This window comes from Catellatospora sp. IY07-71 (assembly GCF_018326265.1).
GTDB lineage: Bacteria > Actinomycetota > Actinomycetes > Mycobacteriales > Micromonosporaceae > Catellatospora.
The window spans coordinates 6,037,602-6,056,782 of record NZ_AP023360.1 but is presented as its reverse complement, the minus strand read 5'-3'; the positions used below and the strand labels follow the sequence as shown (position 1 = coordinate 6,056,782).

Here is a 19,181-nt window from a genome sequence, read left to right as displayed (position 1 = left end):
GCCTCATGCTGCCCTGACCGCCACTCCGCACGACCCTGCGCAACCCGGCGGGGACCGCGCCCGACCCCGACCGACGAAAGGACCGCACCGTGCACATCGCCGTCATCGCCATGGACACCCGCGGGGGATCCAGCCCTACGCCGCCCTGGCGCGCGGGCTCCACCGAGCGGGCCACGACGTACGCCTGCTCGCGCCGGAGGACTTCGCCCCGCGGCTGCGGGCGTACGGCATCGACGTCGTCGCGATCTCCGGCAGCGCCGAACAGGCCGCACGCTCGGCCGCAGGCGTCGCCGAGATGAGCCCCATGCGGCGTACCCGGCTCATGCGGGAGCACACCGCCGACCTGGTGGTCCGGCCCGCCGCGGACATGCTCGCCGCCTGCGCCGACGCCGACCTCATCACCGGCGGCGTCGGCGGGATGGTGGCCGGCCTGCCCGTCGCCGAGAAGCTCGGCGTGCCGTTCGTCGAGTCGCACCTGCAGCCGCTGGGACCGCCCACGGCCGCCTTCCCCGGAGTCCTCACCCCGCGCCTGACCGGCCCCGGCGGGTTCGGCACCCGCCTGGGCCATCGGCTCACCGCCGCTGCGCTGCGGATGCCGTTCGCCCCGGCCACCCGCAAGGTCCGCACGGACGTGCTCGGACTGTCCGCGCAAGCCGACCCGAAGCGCGACCCCCGCCGCGGTCTGCCGTCCGTCTACGGCTACAGCCGGCACGTCGTTCCGGACGCGCCCGAGTGGGGACCGGACCGGCACGTCACCGGATACTGGATGCTGCCCGCCCGGGACGACTGGGCACCGCCGCCGGCGCTGCTGCGTTTCCTCGACGCGGGCCCGGCCCCGGTCTGCATCGGCTTCGGCAGCATGGCGGGCGGGGATCCGGTGGCGCTCACCGAGCTCGTCGTCCGCGCCGTCCGGCAGGCGGGCGTACGCGCGGTCCTGCTGTCGGGCTGGGGCGGCCTGCAGCAGCCGGCCGACCTCGCCGACGACATCCTCGTCCTCGACGAGGCCCCCCACGACTGGCTGCTGCCCCGTTGCGCCGCAGTGGTCCACCACGGCGGCGCCGGCACCACCGGCGCGGGGTTCGCCGCCGGCATTCCGCAGGCCGTCGTGCCGTTCGGTGTCGACCAGCCGTTCTGGGGAGCGCGGGTCGCGGCGCTCGGGGCAGGCCCGGCGCCCGTCGCCCGGCGCCGGCTGACCTCGGCGCGGCTGGCGGCCGCCCTGCGGGCGGTCACCGCGGACGACGCGATGCGCCGCCGGGCCGCCGACCTCGGCACGCGGGTTCGCGCGGAGGGCGGCGTCGGCGCCGCGGTCGCGGTGTTCGACCGCCTGGCCGCTCGCCGGCCCTGACTTTCAGCCCGTCCCGGTCGGGATCCGGCCGGGATCACCGGACGATCCACGCCCTACATACCCTGCATTCGGAGATCAAATGTCCTGGTTGTTTCGGTTGGGCGGCTCCGCTGCCCGCCATCCGGTCCGCGTGATCGTGGGCTTCGTACTGCTGCTGCTCGTGCTCGGCGGAGCGGCCGGCGGTGTCGGCGCCGGCTTCACCGACGGTGTCCGGCTGCCGGGCACCGGCTCGCAGGACGCTGCGGACCTGGTCGGGGACCGGTTTGCCGCGCAGGCCGGGGACACGGCCACCCTCGTGTTCGCGCAGCAGGCGGGCCCCGGCACGCTGAACCTGCCCGATGACCGGGGCCGGGCCGCGGTCGAGCAGGTCCTTGCCCGGGTCCGCACCCAACCCGACGTCGCGACCGTGACCCCGTTGCAGGTCTCCCCGGACGGGCGGATCGCCTTCACCACGGTGCAGTACACCAAGGTCGCCGCCGACCTGGAGAAGGCGAACCTCGACCGGCTGACGCAAGCGCAGACCGTGGCCGCCGACGCCGGGCTGGAGACGTCCCTGCGCGGCCCGGTGGTGAACCAGCTCCGCCAGCGCACCGCGCCCATCGGCGAGGTCGTCGGCCTGATCGCCGCGCTCATCCTGGTCAACCTGCTGTTCCGGTCGTTCGCCGCGACGGCGGTCACCCTCGGCGCCGCCGTGCTCGCCCTGATGATCGGCATGGTGTCGCTCACCGTAATCTCCGGGTTCATCGACGTGCCCAACGTCGCACCGACCATCGCGGTGATGCTGGGCCTCGGCGCCGGCGTCGACTACGCACTGTTCGTCGTCGCCCGGTTCCGCGACCGGCTGCGAACAGGCGACGACCCGGTCCGCGCCGCCGCCAACGCCAACGGCACCATCGGCGTCTCGGTGCTCACCGCCGGTGCCATCGTGGTCATCAGCATCTGCGGCCTATACGTCACCGGCATCCCGGTGATCGGGCGCATGGGCATGGCCGCCGCGCTCGTGGTCGCCGTCGCGGCGATGACCGCCGTCACCCTAGTACCCGCCCTGCTGCGGCTCGCCGGCCGGCGCGTGCTGCCGCGGGCGGAACGGGCCCTGCCGGCACCCGCGACCGCACCGCACCCGGCGGCCGGCGGCGGACCGACCGAACGCCGGTCCGTGGCCGCCAGGCTGGCCGCCGCCGTCGCCCGGCGCCCCGCCCTGTGGGCCACCGCGGTCACCGTGGCCCTGCTGTCCCTCGCCGCACCCACGCTCGACCTCCAGCTCGGACAGCCCGACGACGGCACCCGGCCCGCCGGCGACACCATGCGCGTGGCCTACGACCGCCTCGCCGAGGGCTTCGGGCCCGGCTTCAACGGGCCGCTGCTGGTCGCCGTGGACCTGCGGCAGACCACCGACCGCCAGGCCGCGCTGCAGCAGCTGAGCACCGCGATCGGCGGCACCGGCGACGTCGCCGCCGTCACCCCCGCACAGGTCAACCCCGCCGGCGACACCGCGGTGCTGACCGTGATCCCGGACAGCGCACCCCAGGACCGGGCGACGTCCGACCTCGTCCAGTCCCTGCGGGACCAGGTCGCGCCCACCGCGCTGCAGGGCACCGGAGCCCGGGCGTACGTCGGCGGCATGACCGCCACCTTCGACGACCTCGCCACCCGTGTCTCCGACCGCCTCTGGCTGCTGCTGGCAGTGGTCATCGGCCTGTCGCTGGTCCTGCTGGGCATCGTCTTCCGCTCCGTGCTGCTGCCGGTCGTCAGCGCCGTGCTGAACCTGCTCTCCATCGGCGCGGCCTACGGTGTGGTCACCCTGGCGTTCCAGACCTCCTGGGGAACCAGCCTGCTGGGAGTCGCGGAGCAGCCGATCGTCTCCTTCGTGCCGATGCTGATGTTCGCCATCCTGTTCGGGCTCAGCATGGACTACAACGTGTTCCTGCTGTCGGCCGTCCGTGAGGAGCGGCAGCGCGGCGCCGCGGGGAGCGGCGTCGCCCGCGCCGTCGGCCGCACCGCCGGGCTCATCGGCACCGCGGGCGCCATCATGACCCTCGTCTTCGTCGGCTTCGTGGCCGACGGCGAGACGGAGGTCAAGATGATCGGCCTCGGCCTCGCCACCGCCGTGCTCGTCGACGTCACCCTGGTCCGGCTCGTGCTCGCCCCGGCAGTCCTGGAACTGCTCGGCGAACGAGCCTGGTGGCTGCCGCGCCGGCTCGAGCGCCGCCTGCCGCACGTCGCGCTCGCGGAGCACTGAGGTTTTCTGGGGGGGTGGCACGAAGGCCACCCCCTACGTCGCATCCCGGACTTCCCTGGTCCAGCGGCCGCTCGCGGACCCCACCCGACTTCGGGTCGGCTTCCGGGATTCCCCCAATGGGACTTGGGCCCCCACACCGCGACGATGAACTGTCGCCGGACGCCATACCCGGCACGCCGCAGAAGGAAGGCCCCGACGTGCCCACCCAGCACCATGACTCGCCGGTGACACCACCCGCCCAAACGCCCGCGCCACGGCGTCGGGCATGGGCACGCCGCTCGCTGCTGCTCGCCGCGCCGGCAGCCGCCCTGGCCGTGACCGGACTCGTGCTGCGCGGTAGCCCGCCGCAGGCATTGCTCGTCGACGACGGTGCCAGCCGCACCACCGCCGACGGTGACGTACTCGACCCCTGGGGCGACCTGCCGTCACAGGCCGCCGGAGGCACCGGCGTCGCCGTCTCCACGGACGGCGAAGTCATCCTGCTGCACCGTGCCGGCGCACCATTCGCATCAGCGCCGCTCATGACGACCGACCCGCTGCTCGCTCTGGACCCCGGCACCGGCCAGGTGCGCCGCTCCTGGGGCGCCGGGCTGTTCCGCTCTCCCCACGCCGTCTCGGTAGACCCGGCCGGCGACGTGTGGACCACCGACGTCATGACCAACCAGGTCACCGTCTTCGACCGCCACGGCCGACCCCGGCGCACCATCGGCCACGACTACCGCCCGGGACTGGACACCTGCCTGGCCGTACGCAACGAGCTGACCAACCTGCCGTGCACGGGGGACCCCTACACCTTCGCCCGTCCCACCGACGTCACCGTCACCGCCGACAACCGGGCGTATGTCGCCGACGGCTACCGCAACTCCCGCGTGGCCCGATTCGACGCCCACGGATCGTTCGTCCACGCGTGGGGCGACCTCGGCGACGCCGCAGGCGAGTTCAGCATCCCCCACGGCATCGCCATCCGCGCCGACGGCACGGTCGCCGTCGCCGACCGCCGCAATGCCCGCGTGCAGCTGTTCACACCCGACGGCCGGCACCTGGCCACCCACACCTCCGCACCACTCGGACGCCCGTTCGACGTCGCCTTCACCGCCGACGGCACGCTGCTGGCCCTGGACGGCGGCGACGCACTCGACGAACCCGACGGGCAGCGCCGCGCCTACGTGGTCGCACTGGCCGCCGACGGCACCGTGACCCGCCGATGGGCCCTGCGCGACCAGCACGCCGACCCCCACCAGCTCGCCGTCGGCAGCGGCGGGGAGCTGTACGTCGCCGCGCTGACCGGCCCGCCGCTGTGGCGGTGGTCTCCGAGACCGTGACGCTCGGGTCCCACATCGTCGGCGCACGAGGTGCCGCACGGGGGGCGCACCACGCCCGACCAGGGCGCCGGTTTCCTACTCGGCCGGTATCGCGATCCGGAACCGGTTGCCGCCGCCCGGCCTCGGGTCGACGGCGACGGTGCCGTTGTGGGCCGCGACAGCCTGCGCCACGATGGCCAGGCCCAGACCCGAGCCGGGAACGGCGCGGGAGGTGTCCAGGCGGTGGAACCGCTGGAAGATCCTTTCGCGTTCGCCGGCAGGGATGACGGGGTTGCGGTCCAGGACGCTGATGTGGGCCGTGCGCGGGGTGCCGGAGTCGACGCTCACCTCCAGTTCCACGGTCTGGTCCGCAGAACCGAACTTGGCGGCGTTGTCGAGCAGGTTGACGATCGCCCGCTGCAGGGCCGCCTGCCGTACGCGTGCGGTGACGCTGTCCGGTGCGCGCAGCCGGAACCGGGTCTGCGGGAAGTGGGCCTCGGCGAGGCTGATCGACGACTCGGCCAGGTCGGTGAGGTCGACGTCGGTGATGGGTTCGTCGGTGGAGCGCGAGCGGGCAAGGTCGACGAGGTTGGCGACGAGGTCGGCCAGTTCGACGCTCTGCACGTCGAGGTCGGACAGCAGGGCCGCCCGATCCGCGTCGGTGAGGCGCTCGCCGGAGCGGATGAGGACCTCGACGTTGGTGCGCATGCTGGCCATGGGGGTGCGCAGTTCGTGGGCGGCGTCCTCGATCAGGTCCCGCTGCTGCTGCTGGGCGTCGCCGAGCCGGGCGAGCATGTGGTTGAACGCCTGCCCGAGCCGGGCGATCTCGTCGTGGCCGTCGGCGGGGATGGGGCTGCTCAGGTCACGGGTCTCGGCGACTCGGGTGGCCGCCGCGGTGAGCTGCCCGACCGGCCGCAACCCGGCGCGGGCGACCAGCCGTCCGGCGATGGCGGCTGCCGCGGCCGCGGCGGCGATCAGCGCCGCGATGAGCGTGCCGAACCGCTGGACGGTGGCGTCGGCTCCCGCCAGGGAGCGGGCCAGCTGGATGGTCTGCCCGTGGGGGCCCGCGAACGTCAGCACCCGGAAGCGGCCCTGGTCGGTGTCGGCGGTGTACACGCTGCGCGGGCGCGTGCCGGCCTGCACCGCTTCGTCGTCGGCGGTCCACGGCAGCGGGGTGCTGTCGCGCGGCACGGTGATCGTCCTCGCGGGGAAGCGGATCTGCACGCGCAGGTCCTCCTCGGCGTCCAGCGGGTTCGGCGGGATGCCCGCGGCGATGGCGGGGGTCAGGTCGCCGAGCGGCCCGCCGGCGACCACCTGCAGTTCCCGGTCGGTCTGCGAGATGAGGGTCTGGTGCAGGGCCAGCAGCGCCAGGACGCCGACGGCGACGGCGACGGCGACGACGGCCGCGGCGGCGATGAGGGTCAGCCGGTTGCTCAGCGACGGTCTGCCGGTCACGGGCGCTGCTCACCGGTGCGGAGCACGAATCCGACGCCGCGGATGGTGTGCAGCAGGCGCGGGCGGTCACCGGCTTCGAGCTTGCGGCGCAGGTAGCCGATGTACACGTCGAGGCTGTTGGAGGACTGGTTGAGGTCGAATCCCCAGACGTGCTCGAACAGCTGGGAGCGGGACAGCACCCGGCCCTGGTGTTCGAGCAGCGTCTCCAGCAGGCTGAACTCGGTGCGGGTCAGCTCGATGGGGCGGCCGCCGCGATCCACCTGCCGGGTGGCGCGGTTGAGCGTCAGGTCACCGAGGCGCAGCACGTCGCCGGCGGCGGCAGGCGGGGCGGTGCGCCGCAGCAGGGCCCGCACCCGGGCGAGCAGCTCCTGCAGCGCGAACGGCTTGACGAGGTAGTCGTCGGCACCGGCATCCAGACCGGCAACCCGGTCGGCGACGGCGTCACGGGCTGTGAGCATCAGCACCGGAGTGCGGTCGGCGGCGCCACGCAGCCGGCGGCAGGCGTCCAAGCCGTTCAGGACCGGCATCATGACGTCGAGCAGCAGCAGGTCGGGCTGCAGCTCGCGGGTCTTGGCCAGGGCCTGCGCCCCGTCGGCGGCCAGATGGACGGTGTAGCCCTCCAGCCTCAGGGCCCGGTCGAGAGCCTGACGGACGGACGCGTCGTCGTCGGCGACCAGTACATCGCTACCCGCTGTCATGCGACCACGATAGGGACCGACCCCGCCGACCTGCGGTTCTCTTAGCCAATTCTTAGCCGGGCCGCCGCCGGCCGTCACGGTGTTCGGGCCGTTCCGGGGGCTGTGTCCACTTCTTAAAGAGTTCTTAGGCCCTATACCGGGGTTTCTTAGATTCACCCGCGACGCTGATCCCTGTTCACCCCTGGTCAATCCGGGAGTCAGCCGCCGTTCACCTGCAGCGGCGGGCAGCATCCGGAGCGAGAGAAATGGTACGCGAATGCGACTGCGCCCGCGCTCAGCGCCGACAGGACCGGACAAGGGCGGCGGACCGTCCCGTCCCGTCCCCGGCGGAACGGCCGACGACCGGACCGGCCACGCGCTGCGCGCCCCGAGCCCGCTGCACGCGTTCAACCGGTACGAGATCAAGTACCTGGTGCCGACCGGGCGCCTGGCGGCGATCCGCGACGAGCTGCGCGCACGCCTCGACCTGGACAGCCACGCCACCGACGGCGGATACGGCGTGTGGAGCGTCTACTACGACACCCGCCTGCTGCGCTTCTACTGGGAGAAGATCGAGGGCCTGCGGTTCCGGCGCAAGCTGCGGGTGCGCCACTACGGCGACCGGACCACCATCGACGACGACACCACCGTGTACGTCGAGATCAAGCAGCGGGTCAACCGGGTCACCCAGAAGCGCCGCGTCGCGATGCCGTACGCCGACGTGCGGCTGCTGTGCGACGGGCGGCAGATGGTCCGGCACCAGCCCGGCCAGACCGGCTTCGTCCAGGAGGTCCTCGGCCTGGTCCAGGGACTCGATCTGCGCCCCGTCGCGATGACCGGCTACCAGCGCGAGGCCTACGTCGGCCGCGACGCCGACCTCGGCCTGCGGGTCACCCTCGACCACCGGGTACGCGGCCGCGACCGCGAGTTCCACCTCGGGTCCGACGCGGAGAACCGGCTGATCATCCCGGCGTCGCTGTCGGTCCTGGAGGTCAAGGCCAACGACCGCGTCCCGTACTGGCTGACCGACCTGGCCGCCCGCGCCGAGCTGAACGTCGTGCGGGTCTCGAAGTACTGCCAGAGCGTCGAGGCGTTCGGCCGGGCACCGCGCTCGCTGTTCCACATCCCCGACCACGACGCCGAGGGCACCGCCCCGGCCGAATGCACCGACGACCTGACCCTCTCGGAACCCGCCGTTGCGGACGCACCGGCGCTGATCACGAAAGCAACCCGATGAACTTCGAACTCCAGGACCTCACCGGCACGTTCAGCGTCACCGACATCGTCCTGTCGATGGCGCTGGCGTTCCTGCTCAGCGCGGTCATCGGCTGGGTGTACCGGGCCACCCACCGCAACGTGTCCTACAGCCAGTCCTACGTGCAGACCCTCGTCATCCTCGGCATGCTCGTCTCGCTGATCATGCTGGTCGTCGGTTCGAACATCGCCCGCGCGTTCGCTCTGGTCGGTGCGTTGTCGGTGGTCCGGTTCCGCAACGCCATCAAGGAGACCCGCGACGTCGGATTCATCTTCCTGGTCATGGGCGTCGGCATGGCCGTGGGCACCCGGTTCTACAGCCTCGCCGTCGTTGCGACGGTGTCGATCTGCCTGGTCATCTTCGTGATGTTCCGGTTCTCCTGGTTCCAGCTGTCCGTGCAGCGGCAGGTCGTCAAGGTCCAGGTCCCGCCGGACGGCGACTACACGGCGGCGATCACCGACGCGCTGATCGCGCACACCACCGAGTTCGAGCTGGTGAGCATGGAGTCGATCCGCGGTGGGGCGCTCACGGAGCTGATCTACACCGTCCGGCTGAAGAAGGGCAGCGAGCCCGGCGACCTGATCAGCGCGCTGAGCCGGCTCACCGCGGGCCAGCGGGTGACGGTGCTCACCGGGTACGACCAGACGGACCTGTGATGGCAGCCAACCCCCCATCGGAGCCCGCAGCCCCGCTGCGGGCCCGGCTCAGGCACCGCATCCCGGTGCGCGTGCGCCACTACTGGAAACTGCTGGCCACCTGCGTGGCCGTGGTCGCCGCGCTGGTCGTGGTCGCCGGCAACGTGCGCATCGCGCCCATCGTGACCAGCCAGGCCTCCGGCAAGCACGACGAGGTGGTCCAGAACATCGAGGGCACCGTCGACCTGTTCGACGCTACCGTCGCGCACACGGTGACGATCGCCTACGCCGAGGCGGACTACCAGCGCATGTTCGACGAGTACATGGCAACGGGGGAGAAGGAGTACGTGCGCGCCGACGCCACGATCGACGGCACCCTGATCCGCGACGTCGGCATCCGGCTCAAGGGCAACTCGACCCTGTCCGGCGTCACCCACGAAGGCAGGACCAGGTCGCTGTTCGGAGACGGGGAAGGCGGTCCGGGCGGCTGGCCCGGCGGCGGATTCCCCGGCATGCCCGAAGGCGCCTTGCCGCAGCCGCCTGGCGCAATGATGGGTGGCGGGCCCGGCGGGTTCGGGCGTACGAGCCTGGACAGCGCCAAGCCCGAAGAACTGCCGTGGCTGCTGAGCTTTAACGAGTTCGCCGCAGGCCGCCGTTACCAGGGTCGCAGCGAGGTCGCAGTGCGGGTGTCGGGTATGGGCGGCGGCTCCGCCGTGGTCAACGAGGCGGTCTCGCTCGCGGTCGCTCAGGCCGCGGGGCAGCCCGTGCAGCGCTACTCCTACGCCGCTTTCGAGGTCGGCGGACGCCCGGTCAAGGCTCGGCTGCTGGTCGAGCATCCGGACGAGGACTTCGCCGACCGGCTCGGCAACGGCGTGCTCTACAAGTCGCTGGCGACCGGGCAGTTCACCTACCAGGGCGAGGACCCGACCGCATACGCCGACGACTTCAAGCAGGTCAACAACAAGGGCAGCCATGACCTCGCGCCGGTCATCGATCTGGTGAAGTGGGCCAACGAGGCCTCCGCCGCCGACTTCGACGACCATCTGGGCGATCATGTCGACATCGAGTCGTTCGCCGATTACCTGGCCCTGCAGAACCTGCTGCTGAACTTCGACGACATGTCGGGTCCGGGCAAGAACTACTACCTGTGGTACAACCTCGACACCAGGAAGTTCCAGGTCATCAGCTGGGACCACAACCTGACCTTCAGCGGCAGCGCCACGGCCGGTCCCCACGACACCATGTCCATAGGCGGTCTGGGCGGCTTTGCCGGTGGTGGGGCGTTCCAGCCGCCCGAGGGCATGGAATTGCCGGAGGGCATGCAGTTGCCAGAAGGGTTCAACCCTCCAGCAGGCGGGGGGCCCGGCGCCGGGCGCGGCGCGATGATGGGCGGCAACAAACTCAAGGAGCGGTTCTTGGCGTCGAACGCGTTCAAGAAGGTCTACGAGGATGCATACCGCGAGCTCTACGGCAAGATCTACGCCGACAAGGCGGCCGAGAAGGCCCTCGACCAGATCACGACCACGCTCGGCGCAGTGCAGGGAACTGACGCTGCCGCTGTCAAAACCGACGTCGAGAAGCTGCGCAGCACGGTCCGGCAACGAGCCGAGGCCCTGGCCGAGGACGAAGTGATCAAAGGCTGACCGAGGCGGCGCCTAACGCCGAGGCGACCGTCACAACGACGTCGCCTCGGCGTTTGTCGTGCTCTGCGCCGACGGCCTTTCCGTAGCCGGCTGCCGGGCGGCCGAGGTGTTGAGTCCGTTCGGCGGGCGAGCCGTGTCGCACCGGTAAGCTGCCCGGTCACCTGGCGCGATGGGGTGCGGCAAGCACGTGGCCTGCAGCTGCTCAAGCGGTGGCAGAGATCGACGACCGGCGGTGAGCTCGTTGTCCGGTCGATAATGGTAAGCAGCCTCACATACCGCCTCGTCGCTTTCCAGCCCGGCTCACAGCGCCCCGCCGAATGTGCTGACGGCCGCCGTGGTGAACGTGCCGCCGGTGCCGTACCCGGACAGGTACGGCCGTAGTTGCAGCACCTCACCGCGCCCTGGTCCGTCCACATCCGGCGGAAGCCGACCGGCGGTCGCAGCAGCGGCGTGTCGGACTCGCCCACCTGCCGCACGGTGATCGCGGACGTGACCGGCTTGGTGTAGTCGCCTTGGGCGTAGTCGCCGAGCACATACCAGCCGTCCTCGGGCTCGGGCCGCCAGATCGCCACGTCCTCGTGCGCCCCCGACCCGGCGTCGCTCCACTTCCACGCGAAACGCGCGGTGGTGCCGCGCTGTAGCGACGCGGGCATGGCGCGGTCTGCCACGACGTGCCGTCGAGGGTTCCCTGTGGTGTTTCAAACATGGGCTGCCCCTGTTCAGGATGCCGCCGGGCGTCTCCCGGCTGCGGTCAACCTTAGGAACGAATCAGAAGAAACCCTACAAATGCTCCAAATCTCCCGTATAGTGGTCCACGCGGCCAGCGCGGCTGCCGCGCGGCATGGTCGGCGCCGAGGACCGCGGCCACCCGGTCACCTGCGGAAAGGGGACCTTGGGCCCTGCCGCAGAGTGCTGGCGCGTGATCAGATGGCGCCATGACCGCCATCAAGCGGGGGAGTACGCGGCTGTCGCCGGCCAGGGCCGGGCCGCTGCGCTGTGCGCCACCGCGGCCACCTTTCCTGGGCGCAGGCCCTGGCGCTGGTCGCCGGAGTCTCGGCGGCGGTGGTGACATCCGGTGCGGTGCTGGTGACCCGGACGGACCCGCAGCGTTTCCCCGACCTGTGGGTGGCTTTGTGGTGGGCGGCCAGCACCGTCACGACCGTCGGATACGGCGATGTCGTGCCCGCATCCGCGGCCGGGCGGGCGGTCGGCGTGGTGCTGATGTTCGTCGGCATCGGCTCCATCGCGTTTCTGACGGCCGTGGCCGCCTCCGCGATCGTCGTCGGGGAGGTCGGTGCAGAGGAGGAACGCATCGAGTCCGAGCAGCGCGAGATCGAGGACATCCAGGAGTCGATCTTCAGGCGGCTGGTGGACATCGACACGCGCCTGCGGCGCATGGAAGTCGCCGCCCGGCGCCGCAGGCGCAGACACGGCCAGAGCAGCCCGCATGGGCGCAAATCCCCGTAGCAGTCAAAGCGTGGACCAGCGACAGTGCGTGTGCCTGGGTCCGCCGTCGCTTCCGAGCGGGCCTCGCCGACGCGGTGGAGGCCGTCCACAAGCAGCACCCGGGAACCCTCGAACAGGGGCCGCCAGTGGGGCTCCCCGCGGGCGAAGGCTCAGACACATCCTCAGGCATCGCCTCTCTCCGAAAGGAAGACGGCCGGCCATGACAGCCATGACGAGTTCCGAAACGCAGTTGGCCGACATCGGCAGGCAGATGTCGGACTATCTGACCGGCAAGAACGCGACGATAGTCCGGACATAGCGGGGCCCTCACCGCGAACGCTGCGAGAACCACGGGTCGGGTGGGCGGCCCGGCCGCCCACCCGACCTCGTCAGGTGGTCACCACCGGGTCATGTCGGGCAGTTGGTCGATCGAGATGGTCCTCGGGTCGGCCATGGCGTTTCGCCACAGGGCCGGCACGTCCTTGCCGCTGCCCGCCCAGTCGCGGGAGGCCCACACGACGAAGTAGGACCAGGCGGCGTCGCTGGCGGGCTGCAGCGGGCTGAACGTCTCGGCCACCGCGACGGTCTTGCCCGTGCCGACCGACCGGCAGGTGGCGAAGTCGCCGGCGCTCTGGAAGTAGTCGGAGGTGACCAGGTCGGCGTAGGCGTCGCCGGGGTACCACGCTGACAGTGGCGTGCTCTGGCCGCTGGCCATGCCGTTGAACACCCACAGCACGTTGTCGACGCCGGCCGCCTGGGCACGATGGAAGATCAGCCGCCAGAGCTGCTTGTGGGCGTCGGCGCCCTTCTTCGTCCACCACATGTAGTTGTTGTCGGCCTCGTGCAGGGGTCGGAACAGCACCGGGATGCCCGCGTCGCCCATCTTCTTCAGCTCCCGCACGACCAGATCGATGTCCTGGTACAGCTTGGACGACGGATTGCCCAGGTCGGGGACGAAGTCGCAGGGAGCCGAGTAGTTGCCGCCCCGGGGGGCAGTACCAGTGCCACTGGAAGGCCACGAGGCCGGGCCGGGCCCGGTGCCAGTCGATGACCTGCTGCGTGCGGACGCTGCCACGGGTGTACTCCATGAAGTCGAACGCGACCATCGCCGGGTAGCGACCGGTCATCGACTGCACCCGGTCGGCGTCGGGCAGGTCGGTCTGCCCGCTGATGTAGGCGTAGGTCTTCAGGTAGCACAGCAGGTTGCGGGCCTTGGGGTCGGCGTTGGAGTCGGCAGGCGCCTGCCCGCACGACGGCGCGGGGTCCGGCGCGGGCGGCACCGCGTAGACCTCGAGCTCGTACAGCGAGTAGCCCCAGGCCGTGCCGCGGATGCGCAGGTAGCGGCCCTGGCCGGAGACCGGCACCGCGTCCGTGCCGCCGTCGTCGGCGGCCGTCTCGTACAGCGTCGCCCAGCTCACCCCGTCGGCCGAGGGCTGCAGCCGGTAGCCGCGCGCGTAGGCGACCTCCCAGCGCAGCGTCACGTGCGCGATCGGATGCCGGCCGCCCAGGTCGACCTGGATCCACTGCGGATCGCTGTACGCGCTGGACCAGCGGCTGGCGAGGCCGCCGTCCACCGCCCGCGCGCCGGTCAGGCCGGTGCTCTAGTCAGACGACGTGGTGACCGGTCGGCCCAGGGCGAGGTTGCTCGAGGGCGTCGGCCCCGACGGGCTGGGGCTGGCCGCGGGGCTGCCGCTCGGCGAGGGCGAGGGTTGCTGCCCGCCGCAGGCGGCACCGTCACGTCGGCCACCGGCGAGTGTCACGGCTGTCGGCCCGAACCGTAGAACTCATGTACCGGGACCTCGAAGGCGAGGGGTATTCGCGCACGACGGTGCGGACAGTCGGCCGGGTGTTCGCCAGGGCGCTGCTCGAGGAAGGCGGCATCGTCTTGAGCGTCAGCAAGCCGCGGCTGACCGACAGGCTGCGCCCGTGTGGACACTCAAGGAGACGAACACCTTCCTCGCTTCGTACACGATGACCGTCTATGCCCGATGTGGCGGCTGCTGCTGGTGATCGGGCTGCGCCGCGGCGAGCTGGCCGGCATGAAGTGGGAGGACTTCGACCCGGTTAATGGAGGCGGTGCGGGTCGTGCGTCAACGGGTGGTCGAAGGCGACGACAGCGTGGTCCGGGCGCAGCGACCGAAGTCGCCGAACAGCGTCCGACCGATCATGCTCGACATGGTCACAGCCGAGATCTCGGTAGGGTGCGGCCAGCCGATGACGGCGCGTACATGTTCACGGGGCGGACGAACATGCCCCTGCGGCCGGACAACTGTTGCGGCGTCCGTGATGTGCGGGCAGGCAGCCGCACGGTGCCGCTTGGTCGTACAGGCACCGTACGGCGCGCGGCAGGTCAGGTCTGTGGCGCGTGGACGGCCTGGTATCCGGCGGTGGTGATCGCTGCGGCGATGACGGCCGTCTGGTTCCCAAATGCCAGTGCCGCTCGGGCGGATGGTCCCGGGGTGCTCAGGCACTGACGTTGACCGTGGCCATCATGCCGAGGTCTTCGTGATCGAGGATGTGGCAGTGGTAGACGCTGCGGCCGGCGAAGTCGGTGAACGGGATGCGCAGCCGGACCGAGCCGCCCGCCGGCACCAGTACGACGTCCTGGCGTACGGCTGCCGGGCTGGTGCCGGGTGGCGTCAGCACGTGGAACGGCCAGGCATGCAGGTGAAACGGATGGTCCATCGTGCTGGAATTGACGATGGCCCACTCTTCGATGGTGTCGAGCTGAACCCGCTGATCGTCGCGGTCGGGGTCGAAGCTCCGGCCGTCGATGGTGAATCCCATGCCCATGCCCATGGCAAAGGTGATCTGACGCCGGGCGGTCACGGTGTCCGGTGGGACGGGCGGCGCGGGCAGGGTCGCGGGCAGCGGCGGCGGGGTGGCGGCCGGTCCCCGGCTGTGCAGGGTGGCCAGGGTGACCGGGCCGCGGGCGGCCGGTCCGCCGTTCATCATGTCGCCCATCATGCCCAGCCCGCCTCTGTCGTAGGGTTCGCTGATCAGCGCGTACCGGCCGCTGTCAGCCGGGCGTACAAGCAGGTCGGCACGGTTGCCTGGGGCGAGCACCAGCCGGTCGTGCTGGGCCGGGGCGGGCAGGAACACGCCGTCGAGCGCGATCTGGGTCAGCCGGTGCCCTTCAAGCCGCAGGTCGAGCACGCGCGAGACGCAACCGTTGATGATCCGCCACCGTTGCGCGGTGCCGGGCGAGGCCGTGACGACGGGCTGGTATTGGCCGTTGACGAGCACGAGTTCGCCTTCTCGGCCGGCCATTCTGGCCATGGGGTTGGGCGGTATGACGTTTCCGGCACCGTCGAGGGTGATGTCGGTGACCAGCAGGCTGATGTCGTCGTCGACGGGCAGGTCGGGGCCGTTCTGGACCAGCAGCGCCCCGGCGAGCCCGGCGAAGATCTGGTCGGCGACGGTGCCGTGGTGGTGCGGGTGGTACCAGTACGTGCCGGGCGGGTGGTCGGCTGGGACGGCGATGGTGTAGTCGAAGCTGCTGCCGGGGGCGACGGTGACGAACGGGTTGTCGCTGTTTGCCTGCGGGGACACGTGCAGGCCATGGGTGTGCAGGTTGGTGGGCTGGTCGATGTTGTTGACCAGCTTCACCCGCAGCAGGTCACCGGCCTTGACCCGCAGGGTCGGTCCGGGCGAGGCGCCGTTGTACGCCCATGCGGAGGACTTTCGCCCGGCCAGTTGTGTACCAGGTGCTGCGGTGAGCGTCACCTCGAGGAGTCCATCGCGGCTGGTGAGCAGCTGCGGCTGCGCCAAAGCCCCGCCACCGCCGGGTTCACCTGCGGCGCAGCTCATCCAGCTCACCCCACCGGCGGCCATGACCATCCCGCCCAGCCCCAGCAGGGCCAGGGCCCGGCGCCGACTGACCGGCTCGCTGGCCATGGCAGGCCATTCCGTTGCCGCCATCGTCGAGAACCTCCCCCGGGGCAGGCGTGGCTTCTCGGTCAATGTAGGGGTGCCGAGGGCTGGCTGGTCAGGGCCGATGGTCCCGGTGCGCCCGGTCCGAGGTCCCGGACGCTGGGCGCGTCGCCTACGCAGGCGTCGGCCGGCGGTCAGGGCCTGGGCCGCAAACAGCGCCTGGGCCGACGGAGCATGTTTGCGAGTCGATAGTCGCTTCTGGGCGTGCGCGAACGGGACCTTTCCCATCCGGAGCAGGACTTACGGCCCTGAGCACCGAACACCGGCTTCCATACCGTCGAAGGTGAAGGAGCCACTCCTTGAGTAGCTGAGAGGTGTTCCGGGATGCGCCGACTAGTGATCCTGGGTGGGGGTACGGCCGGGACGATCGTGGCCAACAAGCTGCGCCGCCGTCTGGATGCCGCGCAGTGGCAGATCACGGTGGTCGACCGGGACGACGCACACGCCTACCAGCCGGGGTTCCTGTTCGTCCCGTTCGGCGCCCACCGGCCCGACGACCTCATCAAGCCCCGCAGCCGCCAACTGCACCGGGGCGTCGACCTGGTCATCGAAGAAATCGACCGGATCGACGCCGTCGCGAACACCGTTCACCTGGCCGACGGCACGGTACTGCCCTACGACTACCTGGTGATCGCGACCGGTACGCAGCCGCGCCCAGACCAGACTCCGGGCATGCTCGGCCCGCAGTGGCGACAGAGCATCTTCGACTTCTACACCCTGGACGGCGCCACCGCCCTGGCCGAGGCCCTCGCGGGCTTCGACGGCGGCCGGTTCGTGGTGCACATCGTCGACATGCCGATCAAGTGCCCGGTGGCGCCGCTGGAGTTCGCGTTCCTGGCCGAGGCGTACTTCCGGCACCGGGGCATCCGCGACCGGGTCGAGATGGTGTACGCCACGCCGCTGCCCGGCGCGTTCACCAAGCCGATCGCGTCGGCGCTGCTCGGGTCGATGCTCGACGATCGCAAGATCGCCGTCGAGGCGGACTTCCTGGTCGAGCGGATCGACCCCGACCGCAGAACGCTGGTCTCCTACGACGAGCGTGAGATCGGGTTCGACCTGCTGGTGACCGTGCCGCTGAACATGGGTGCCGACCTCGTCGCCCGCTCGGGCCTGGGCGACGAGCTCAACCATGTCCCGGTCGACAAGCACACGCTGCAGGCCAAGGGCCACGACAACATCTTCGTCCTCGGCGACGCCAGCGACATTCCCACCTCCAAGGCCGGATCGGTGGCGCATTTCTCCGCCGAGGTCTTCACCGCCAACTTTCTGCAGCTGATCGACGGCCGGCCGATGACCGGCGCGTTCGACGGGCATGCCAACTGCTTCGTGGAGTCCGGCGACGGCAAGGCGCTGCTCATCGACTTCAACTACGACACCGAACCACTGCCGGGCACATACCCCGTACCAGCAGCCGGACCGTTCCGGCTGCTGGAGGAGACCAGGGCCAACCACTGGGGCAAGCTCGCGTTCGGCTGGCTGTACTGGAACGCGCTGCTGCCCGGCCGTCGGCTTCCGCTGCCGGCCCACCTGTCCATGGCCGGCAAGCACCAGCCCAACGTCAGCAAGGAGTAACCCATGCCCGTCACGACCGTCGGGACCGCCCAGGTCCACGTCGACGCCGAAGGATTCCTCACCGAGTACGACGAGTGGGACGAGCAACTCGGCCGCCAGCTCGCCGCCGCGATCGGCATCGAGATGACCGACGCGCACTGGACACCGATCCGGTTCCTGCGCGCGGACTACCCCGAGTTCGGCCAGACCGCGACCCTGCGCCGGGTCTCCTCCCTCACCGGCATCCCGATCAAGGACCTGTTCGCCCTGTTCCCCGGCAAGCCGGCCAAGAAGATGGCCTACGTCGCCGGGCTGCCCAAACCGCACGGCTGCGTGTGAAGGAAGGTCAAGCCATGAACACCGTCCACGCCGACGAGCGCATCCCACACGCGGCGATCGTGCCCGACTTCGGCGCCACCGCCCCGGCCGGCCGCAAGCTGGCGATCATCTGTTCCAAGGGCAACCTCGACATGGCCTACCCCGGGCTCATCCTCGCCAACGCCGCGCTCGGCGAGGGCGTGGAGACGCATCTGTTCTTCACCTTCTGGGGCTTCGACATGATCACGAAGTCGCGGATGGGCGAGCTGAAGTTCACCATGCTCGGTAACACCGCCACCCACCTGCCGCAGGGCCTGGGCGGGCTGCCCGGCATGACCGCGATGGCGACCCGGCAGATGAAGAAGCAGATCGCGCAGATCGGCGTGCCGAGCGTGCCGGAGCTCCTACGGCAGATCGTCGACTCGGGCGGTCACCTGTGGGCGTGCCGGATGTCGGCCGACATGATGCACATCGCCGAGACCGACCTGTTCGAGCCCGTCGAGGCCATCATCAGCGCCGCCGACTTCATCGAGAAGTCCGACGGCGCCCAGATCATCTTCATATAGGCGGGGAGGACGCCGATGTCCACCACGACCACCCAGATGCCGGCCCACGTCCTGCAGGTCCGCCACGACCACGGCGAACGGTACGAGATCACCGTGCGCGGGCATCGCATCCTCGTCGACCAGCCGGTCGACGTCGGCGGAGAAAACGCGGCCCCGACCCCGGTCGAACTGTTCGTGGCGTCGCTGGCCGGCTGCGTCGCGTACTACGCCGGGCGGTTCCTAGCTCGTCACGGCATCACCCGTGAGGGCCTGGGCGTGCACGTCGCGTACCGGATGGCCGCCGACCGCCCCGCCCGTGTCACCGCGATCGACCTGACCGTCACCGTCCCGGCCCGCCTGCCCGCCGATCGACGGCCGGCCCTGCGCGCCGTGATCGAGCACTGCACGGTACACAACAGCCTGGTCGACCCGCCGTCGGTGCGCATCGACCTGGCCGCGTGAGGTCGGCGTGCCAAGCCGGTGCCCCGCACACGGGGTGCGGGGCACCGTGCCGCTGCCAGCCTCGCGTAGTGAGGCGGCTGTTCAGCGGCGGCGCAGCGCGGCCCAGAACCCACGCCGTGGCGCGTCCTGTGCCGGGCGGCACGTGCACCGCTGCAGCTTGGGCACGTCGGCGAGGACCTGCTCGACGTGCATTCCGCATCCCTCGTACGTCGCCTTGCCGCACTTGTCGCAGACGGCCCGCTGGCACATGACGTTCTCCCTTCGCGTGTTCCGCTACACCCAGGCCCGCATAATACCCCCAGGGGTATTATGCGGGCCTGGGTGTGCCGTTCTGGCAAGATTTCAACACCCGTGGCCATGCGCAGCAGTCACCTGC

At 70.9% G+C, this 19,181-nt stretch carries 16 protein-coding genes and 1 pseudogene; 11 read left to right on the top strand and 6 right to left on the bottom strand.

What is annotated here, in order from left to right; translation table 11 throughout:
- Nucleotides 1-304 precede the first annotated feature (304 nt).
- From CS0771_RS26990 to CS0771_RS26980, 3 genes are all read left to right on the top strand, one after another.
- Entirely contained in the window at nucleotides 305-1,345 is a 1,041-nt protein-coding gene (locus CS0771_RS26990) for a glycosyltransferase (protein ID WP_212843616.1), read from the top strand.
- Nucleotides 1,346-1,424: 79 nt separating this feature from the next.
- Entirely contained in the window at nucleotides 1,425-3,584 is a 2,160-nt protein-coding gene (locus tag CS0771_RS39310) for an MMPL family transporter (protein ID WP_212843615.1), read from the top strand.
- Nucleotides 3,585-3,865: 281 nt separating this feature from the next.
- On the top strand, nucleotides 3,866-4,906 hold the full coding sequence (locus tag CS0771_RS26980) for a peptidyl-alpha-hydroxyglycine alpha-amidating lyase family protein (RefSeq protein WP_371821595.1): 1,041 nt from the start codon (nucleotides 3,866-3,868) through the stop codon (nucleotides 4,904-4,906).
- 75 nt (nucleotides 4,907-4,981) lie between these two features.
- Here CS0771_RS26980 and CS0771_RS26975 read toward each other — a convergent pair whose 3' ends face one another.
- Nucleotides 4,982-6,340 carry a HAMP domain-containing sensor histidine kinase gene (locus CS0771_RS26975; protein WP_212843613.1) on the bottom strand — a complete coding sequence of 453 codons (1,359 nt, stop codon included), beginning with the start codon at nucleotides 6,338-6,340 and terminating at the stop codon, nucleotides 4,982-4,984.
- A complete protein-coding gene (locus CS0771_RS26970) occupies nucleotides 6,337-7,038 on the bottom strand; it encodes a response regulator transcription factor (protein WP_212843612.1) in 702 nt (233 codons plus the stop codon). The genes CS0771_RS26975 and CS0771_RS26970 overlap by 4 nt, the downstream gene beginning before the upstream one ends.
- 256 nt (nucleotides 7,039-7,294) lie before the next feature.
- Between CS0771_RS26970 and CS0771_RS26965 the strand changes: the two genes are divergently transcribed.
- The 4 genes from CS0771_RS26965 to CS0771_RS26950 all read left to right on the top strand — a co-directional run bounded on the left by CS0771_RS26965 (nucleotide 7,295) and on the right by CS0771_RS26950 (nucleotide 12,017).
- Nucleotides 7,295-8,254 carry a polyphosphate polymerase domain-containing protein gene (locus CS0771_RS26965; protein ID WP_212843611.1) on the top strand — a complete coding sequence of 320 codons (960 nt, stop codon included), beginning with the start codon at nucleotides 7,295-7,297 and terminating at the stop codon, nucleotides 8,252-8,254.
- Nucleotides 8,251-8,928 carry a DUF4956 domain-containing protein gene (locus CS0771_RS26960; RefSeq protein ID WP_212843610.1) on the top strand — a complete coding sequence of 226 codons (678 nt, stop codon included), beginning with the start codon at nucleotides 8,251-8,253 and terminating at the stop codon, nucleotides 8,926-8,928. Before CS0771_RS26965 ends, CS0771_RS26960 begins: the two co-directional genes overlap by 4 nt.
- Nucleotides 8,929-8,993: 65 nt before the next feature.
- Complete coding sequence (locus tag CS0771_RS26955; protein WP_244871051.1) at nucleotides 8,994-10,550, top strand: CotH kinase family protein; 1,557 nt, start codon at nucleotides 8,994-8,996, stop codon at nucleotides 10,548-10,550.
- A gap of 996 nt (nucleotides 10,551-11,546) precedes the next feature.
- Nucleotides 11,547-12,017: a potassium channel family protein gene (locus tag CS0771_RS26950; RefSeq protein ID WP_212843608.1), complete on the top strand. Its 471-nt coding sequence runs from the start codon at nucleotides 11,547-11,549 to the stop codon at nucleotides 12,015-12,017.
- A 376-nt stretch (nucleotides 12,018-12,393) separates the two neighbouring features.
- On the opposite strand, the gene CS0771_RS26945 is transcribed toward CS0771_RS26950, so the two are convergent.
- The 3 genes and pseudogenes from CS0771_RS26945 to CS0771_RS26935 all read right to left on the bottom strand — a co-directional run bounded on the left by CS0771_RS26945 (nucleotide 12,394) and on the right by CS0771_RS26935 (nucleotide 15,917).
- Nucleotides 12,394-13,071 (bottom strand): glycosyl hydrolase, encoded by a 678-nt coding sequence (locus tag CS0771_RS26945; RefSeq protein WP_212843607.1) that lies wholly within the window; start codon nucleotides 13,069-13,071, stop codon nucleotides 12,394-12,396.
- A 244-nt stretch (nucleotides 13,072-13,315) separates the two neighbouring features.
- Nucleotides 13,316-13,588: pseudogene (locus tag CS0771_RS39745) on the bottom strand (discoidin domain-containing protein); the annotation flags it as partial.
- Nucleotides 13,589-14,459: 871 nt separating this feature from the next.
- Nucleotides 14,460-15,917: a multicopper oxidase family protein gene (locus CS0771_RS26935; RefSeq protein ID WP_212843606.1), complete on the bottom strand. Its 1,458-nt coding sequence runs from the start codon at nucleotides 15,915-15,917 to the stop codon at nucleotides 14,460-14,462.
- A 336-nt stretch (nucleotides 15,918-16,253) separates the two neighbouring features.
- On the opposite strand from CS0771_RS26935, the gene CS0771_RS26930 reads away from it, so the two are divergent.
- The 4 genes from CS0771_RS26930 to CS0771_RS26915 are packed head-to-tail and all read left to right on the top strand — an operon-like array spanning nucleotide 16,254 to nucleotide 18,805.
- Nucleotides 16,254-17,501, top strand: a complete 1,248-nt coding sequence (locus CS0771_RS26930) for an NAD(P)/FAD-dependent oxidoreductase (RefSeq protein ID WP_212843605.1) — start codon at nucleotides 16,254-16,256, stop codon at nucleotides 17,499-17,501.
- Nucleotides 17,502-17,504: 3 nt separating this feature from the next.
- Nucleotides 17,505-17,819 carry a TusE/DsrC/DsvC family sulfur relay protein gene (locus CS0771_RS26925; protein ID WP_212843604.1) on the top strand — a complete coding sequence of 105 codons (315 nt, stop codon included), beginning with the start codon at nucleotides 17,505-17,507 and terminating at the stop codon, nucleotides 17,817-17,819.
- A 14-nt stretch (nucleotides 17,820-17,833) separates the two neighbouring features.
- Nucleotides 17,834-18,364 carry a DsrE/DsrF/DrsH-like family protein gene (locus tag CS0771_RS26920; RefSeq protein ID WP_212843603.1) on the top strand — a complete coding sequence of 177 codons (531 nt, stop codon included), beginning with the start codon at nucleotides 17,834-17,836 and terminating at the stop codon, nucleotides 18,362-18,364.
- Nucleotides 18,365-18,379: 15 nt separating this feature from the next.
- Nucleotides 18,380-18,805: an OsmC family protein gene (locus CS0771_RS26915; protein WP_244871050.1), complete on the top strand. Its 426-nt coding sequence runs from the start codon at nucleotides 18,380-18,382 to the stop codon at nucleotides 18,803-18,805.
- Between the two features lie 81 nt (nucleotides 18,806-18,886).
- On the opposite strand, the gene CS0771_RS26910 is transcribed toward CS0771_RS26915, so the two are convergent.
- Nucleotides 18,887-19,054 carry a hypothetical protein gene (locus tag CS0771_RS26910; RefSeq protein ID WP_212843602.1) on the bottom strand — a complete coding sequence of 56 codons (168 nt, stop codon included), beginning with the start codon at nucleotides 19,052-19,054 and terminating at the stop codon, nucleotides 18,887-18,889.
- Between the last annotated feature and the right edge of the window lie 127 nt (nucleotides 19,055-19,181).

Coding starts and splice junctions, on each gene's coding strand:
- CS0771_RS26965 (WP_212843611.1), top strand. CDS start 7,295: ATGCGACTGCGCCCGCGCTCAGCGCCGACAGGACCGGACAAGGGCGGC.
- CS0771_RS26925 (WP_212843604.1), top strand. CDS start 17,505: ATGCCCGTCACGACCGTCGGGACCGCCCAGGTCCACGTCGACGCCGAA.
- CS0771_RS26960 (WP_212843610.1), top strand. CDS start 8,251: ATGAACTTCGAACTCCAGGACCTCACCGGCACGTTCAGCGTCACCGAC.
- CS0771_RS39310 (WP_212843615.1), top strand. CDS start 1,425: ATGTCCTGGTTGTTTCGGTTGGGCGGCTCCGCTGCCCGCCATCCGGTC.
- CS0771_RS26915 (WP_244871050.1), top strand. CDS start 18,380: ATGTCCACCACGACCACCCAGATGCCGGCCCACGTCCTGCAGGTCCGC.
- CS0771_RS26920 (WP_212843603.1), top strand. CDS start 17,834: ATGAACACCGTCCACGCCGACGAGCGCATCCCACACGCGGCGATCGTG.
- CS0771_RS26910 (WP_212843602.1), bottom strand. CDS start 19,054: ATGTGCCAGCGGGCCGTCTGCGACAAGTGCGGCAAGGCGACGTACGAG.
- CS0771_RS26970 (WP_212843612.1), bottom strand. CDS start 7,038: ATGACAGCGGGTAGCGATGTACTGGTCGCCGACGACGACGCGTCCGTC.
- CS0771_RS26930 (WP_212843605.1), top strand. CDS start 16,254: ATGCGCCGACTAGTGATCCTGGGTGGGGGTACGGCCGGGACGATCGTG.
- CS0771_RS26935 (WP_212843606.1), bottom strand. CDS start 15,917: ATGGCGGCAACGGAATGGCCTGCCATGGCCAGCGAGCCGGTCAGTCGG.
- CS0771_RS26990 (WP_212843616.1), top strand. CDS start 305: ATGCGGCGTACCCGGCTCATGCGGGAGCACACCGCCGACCTGGTGGTC.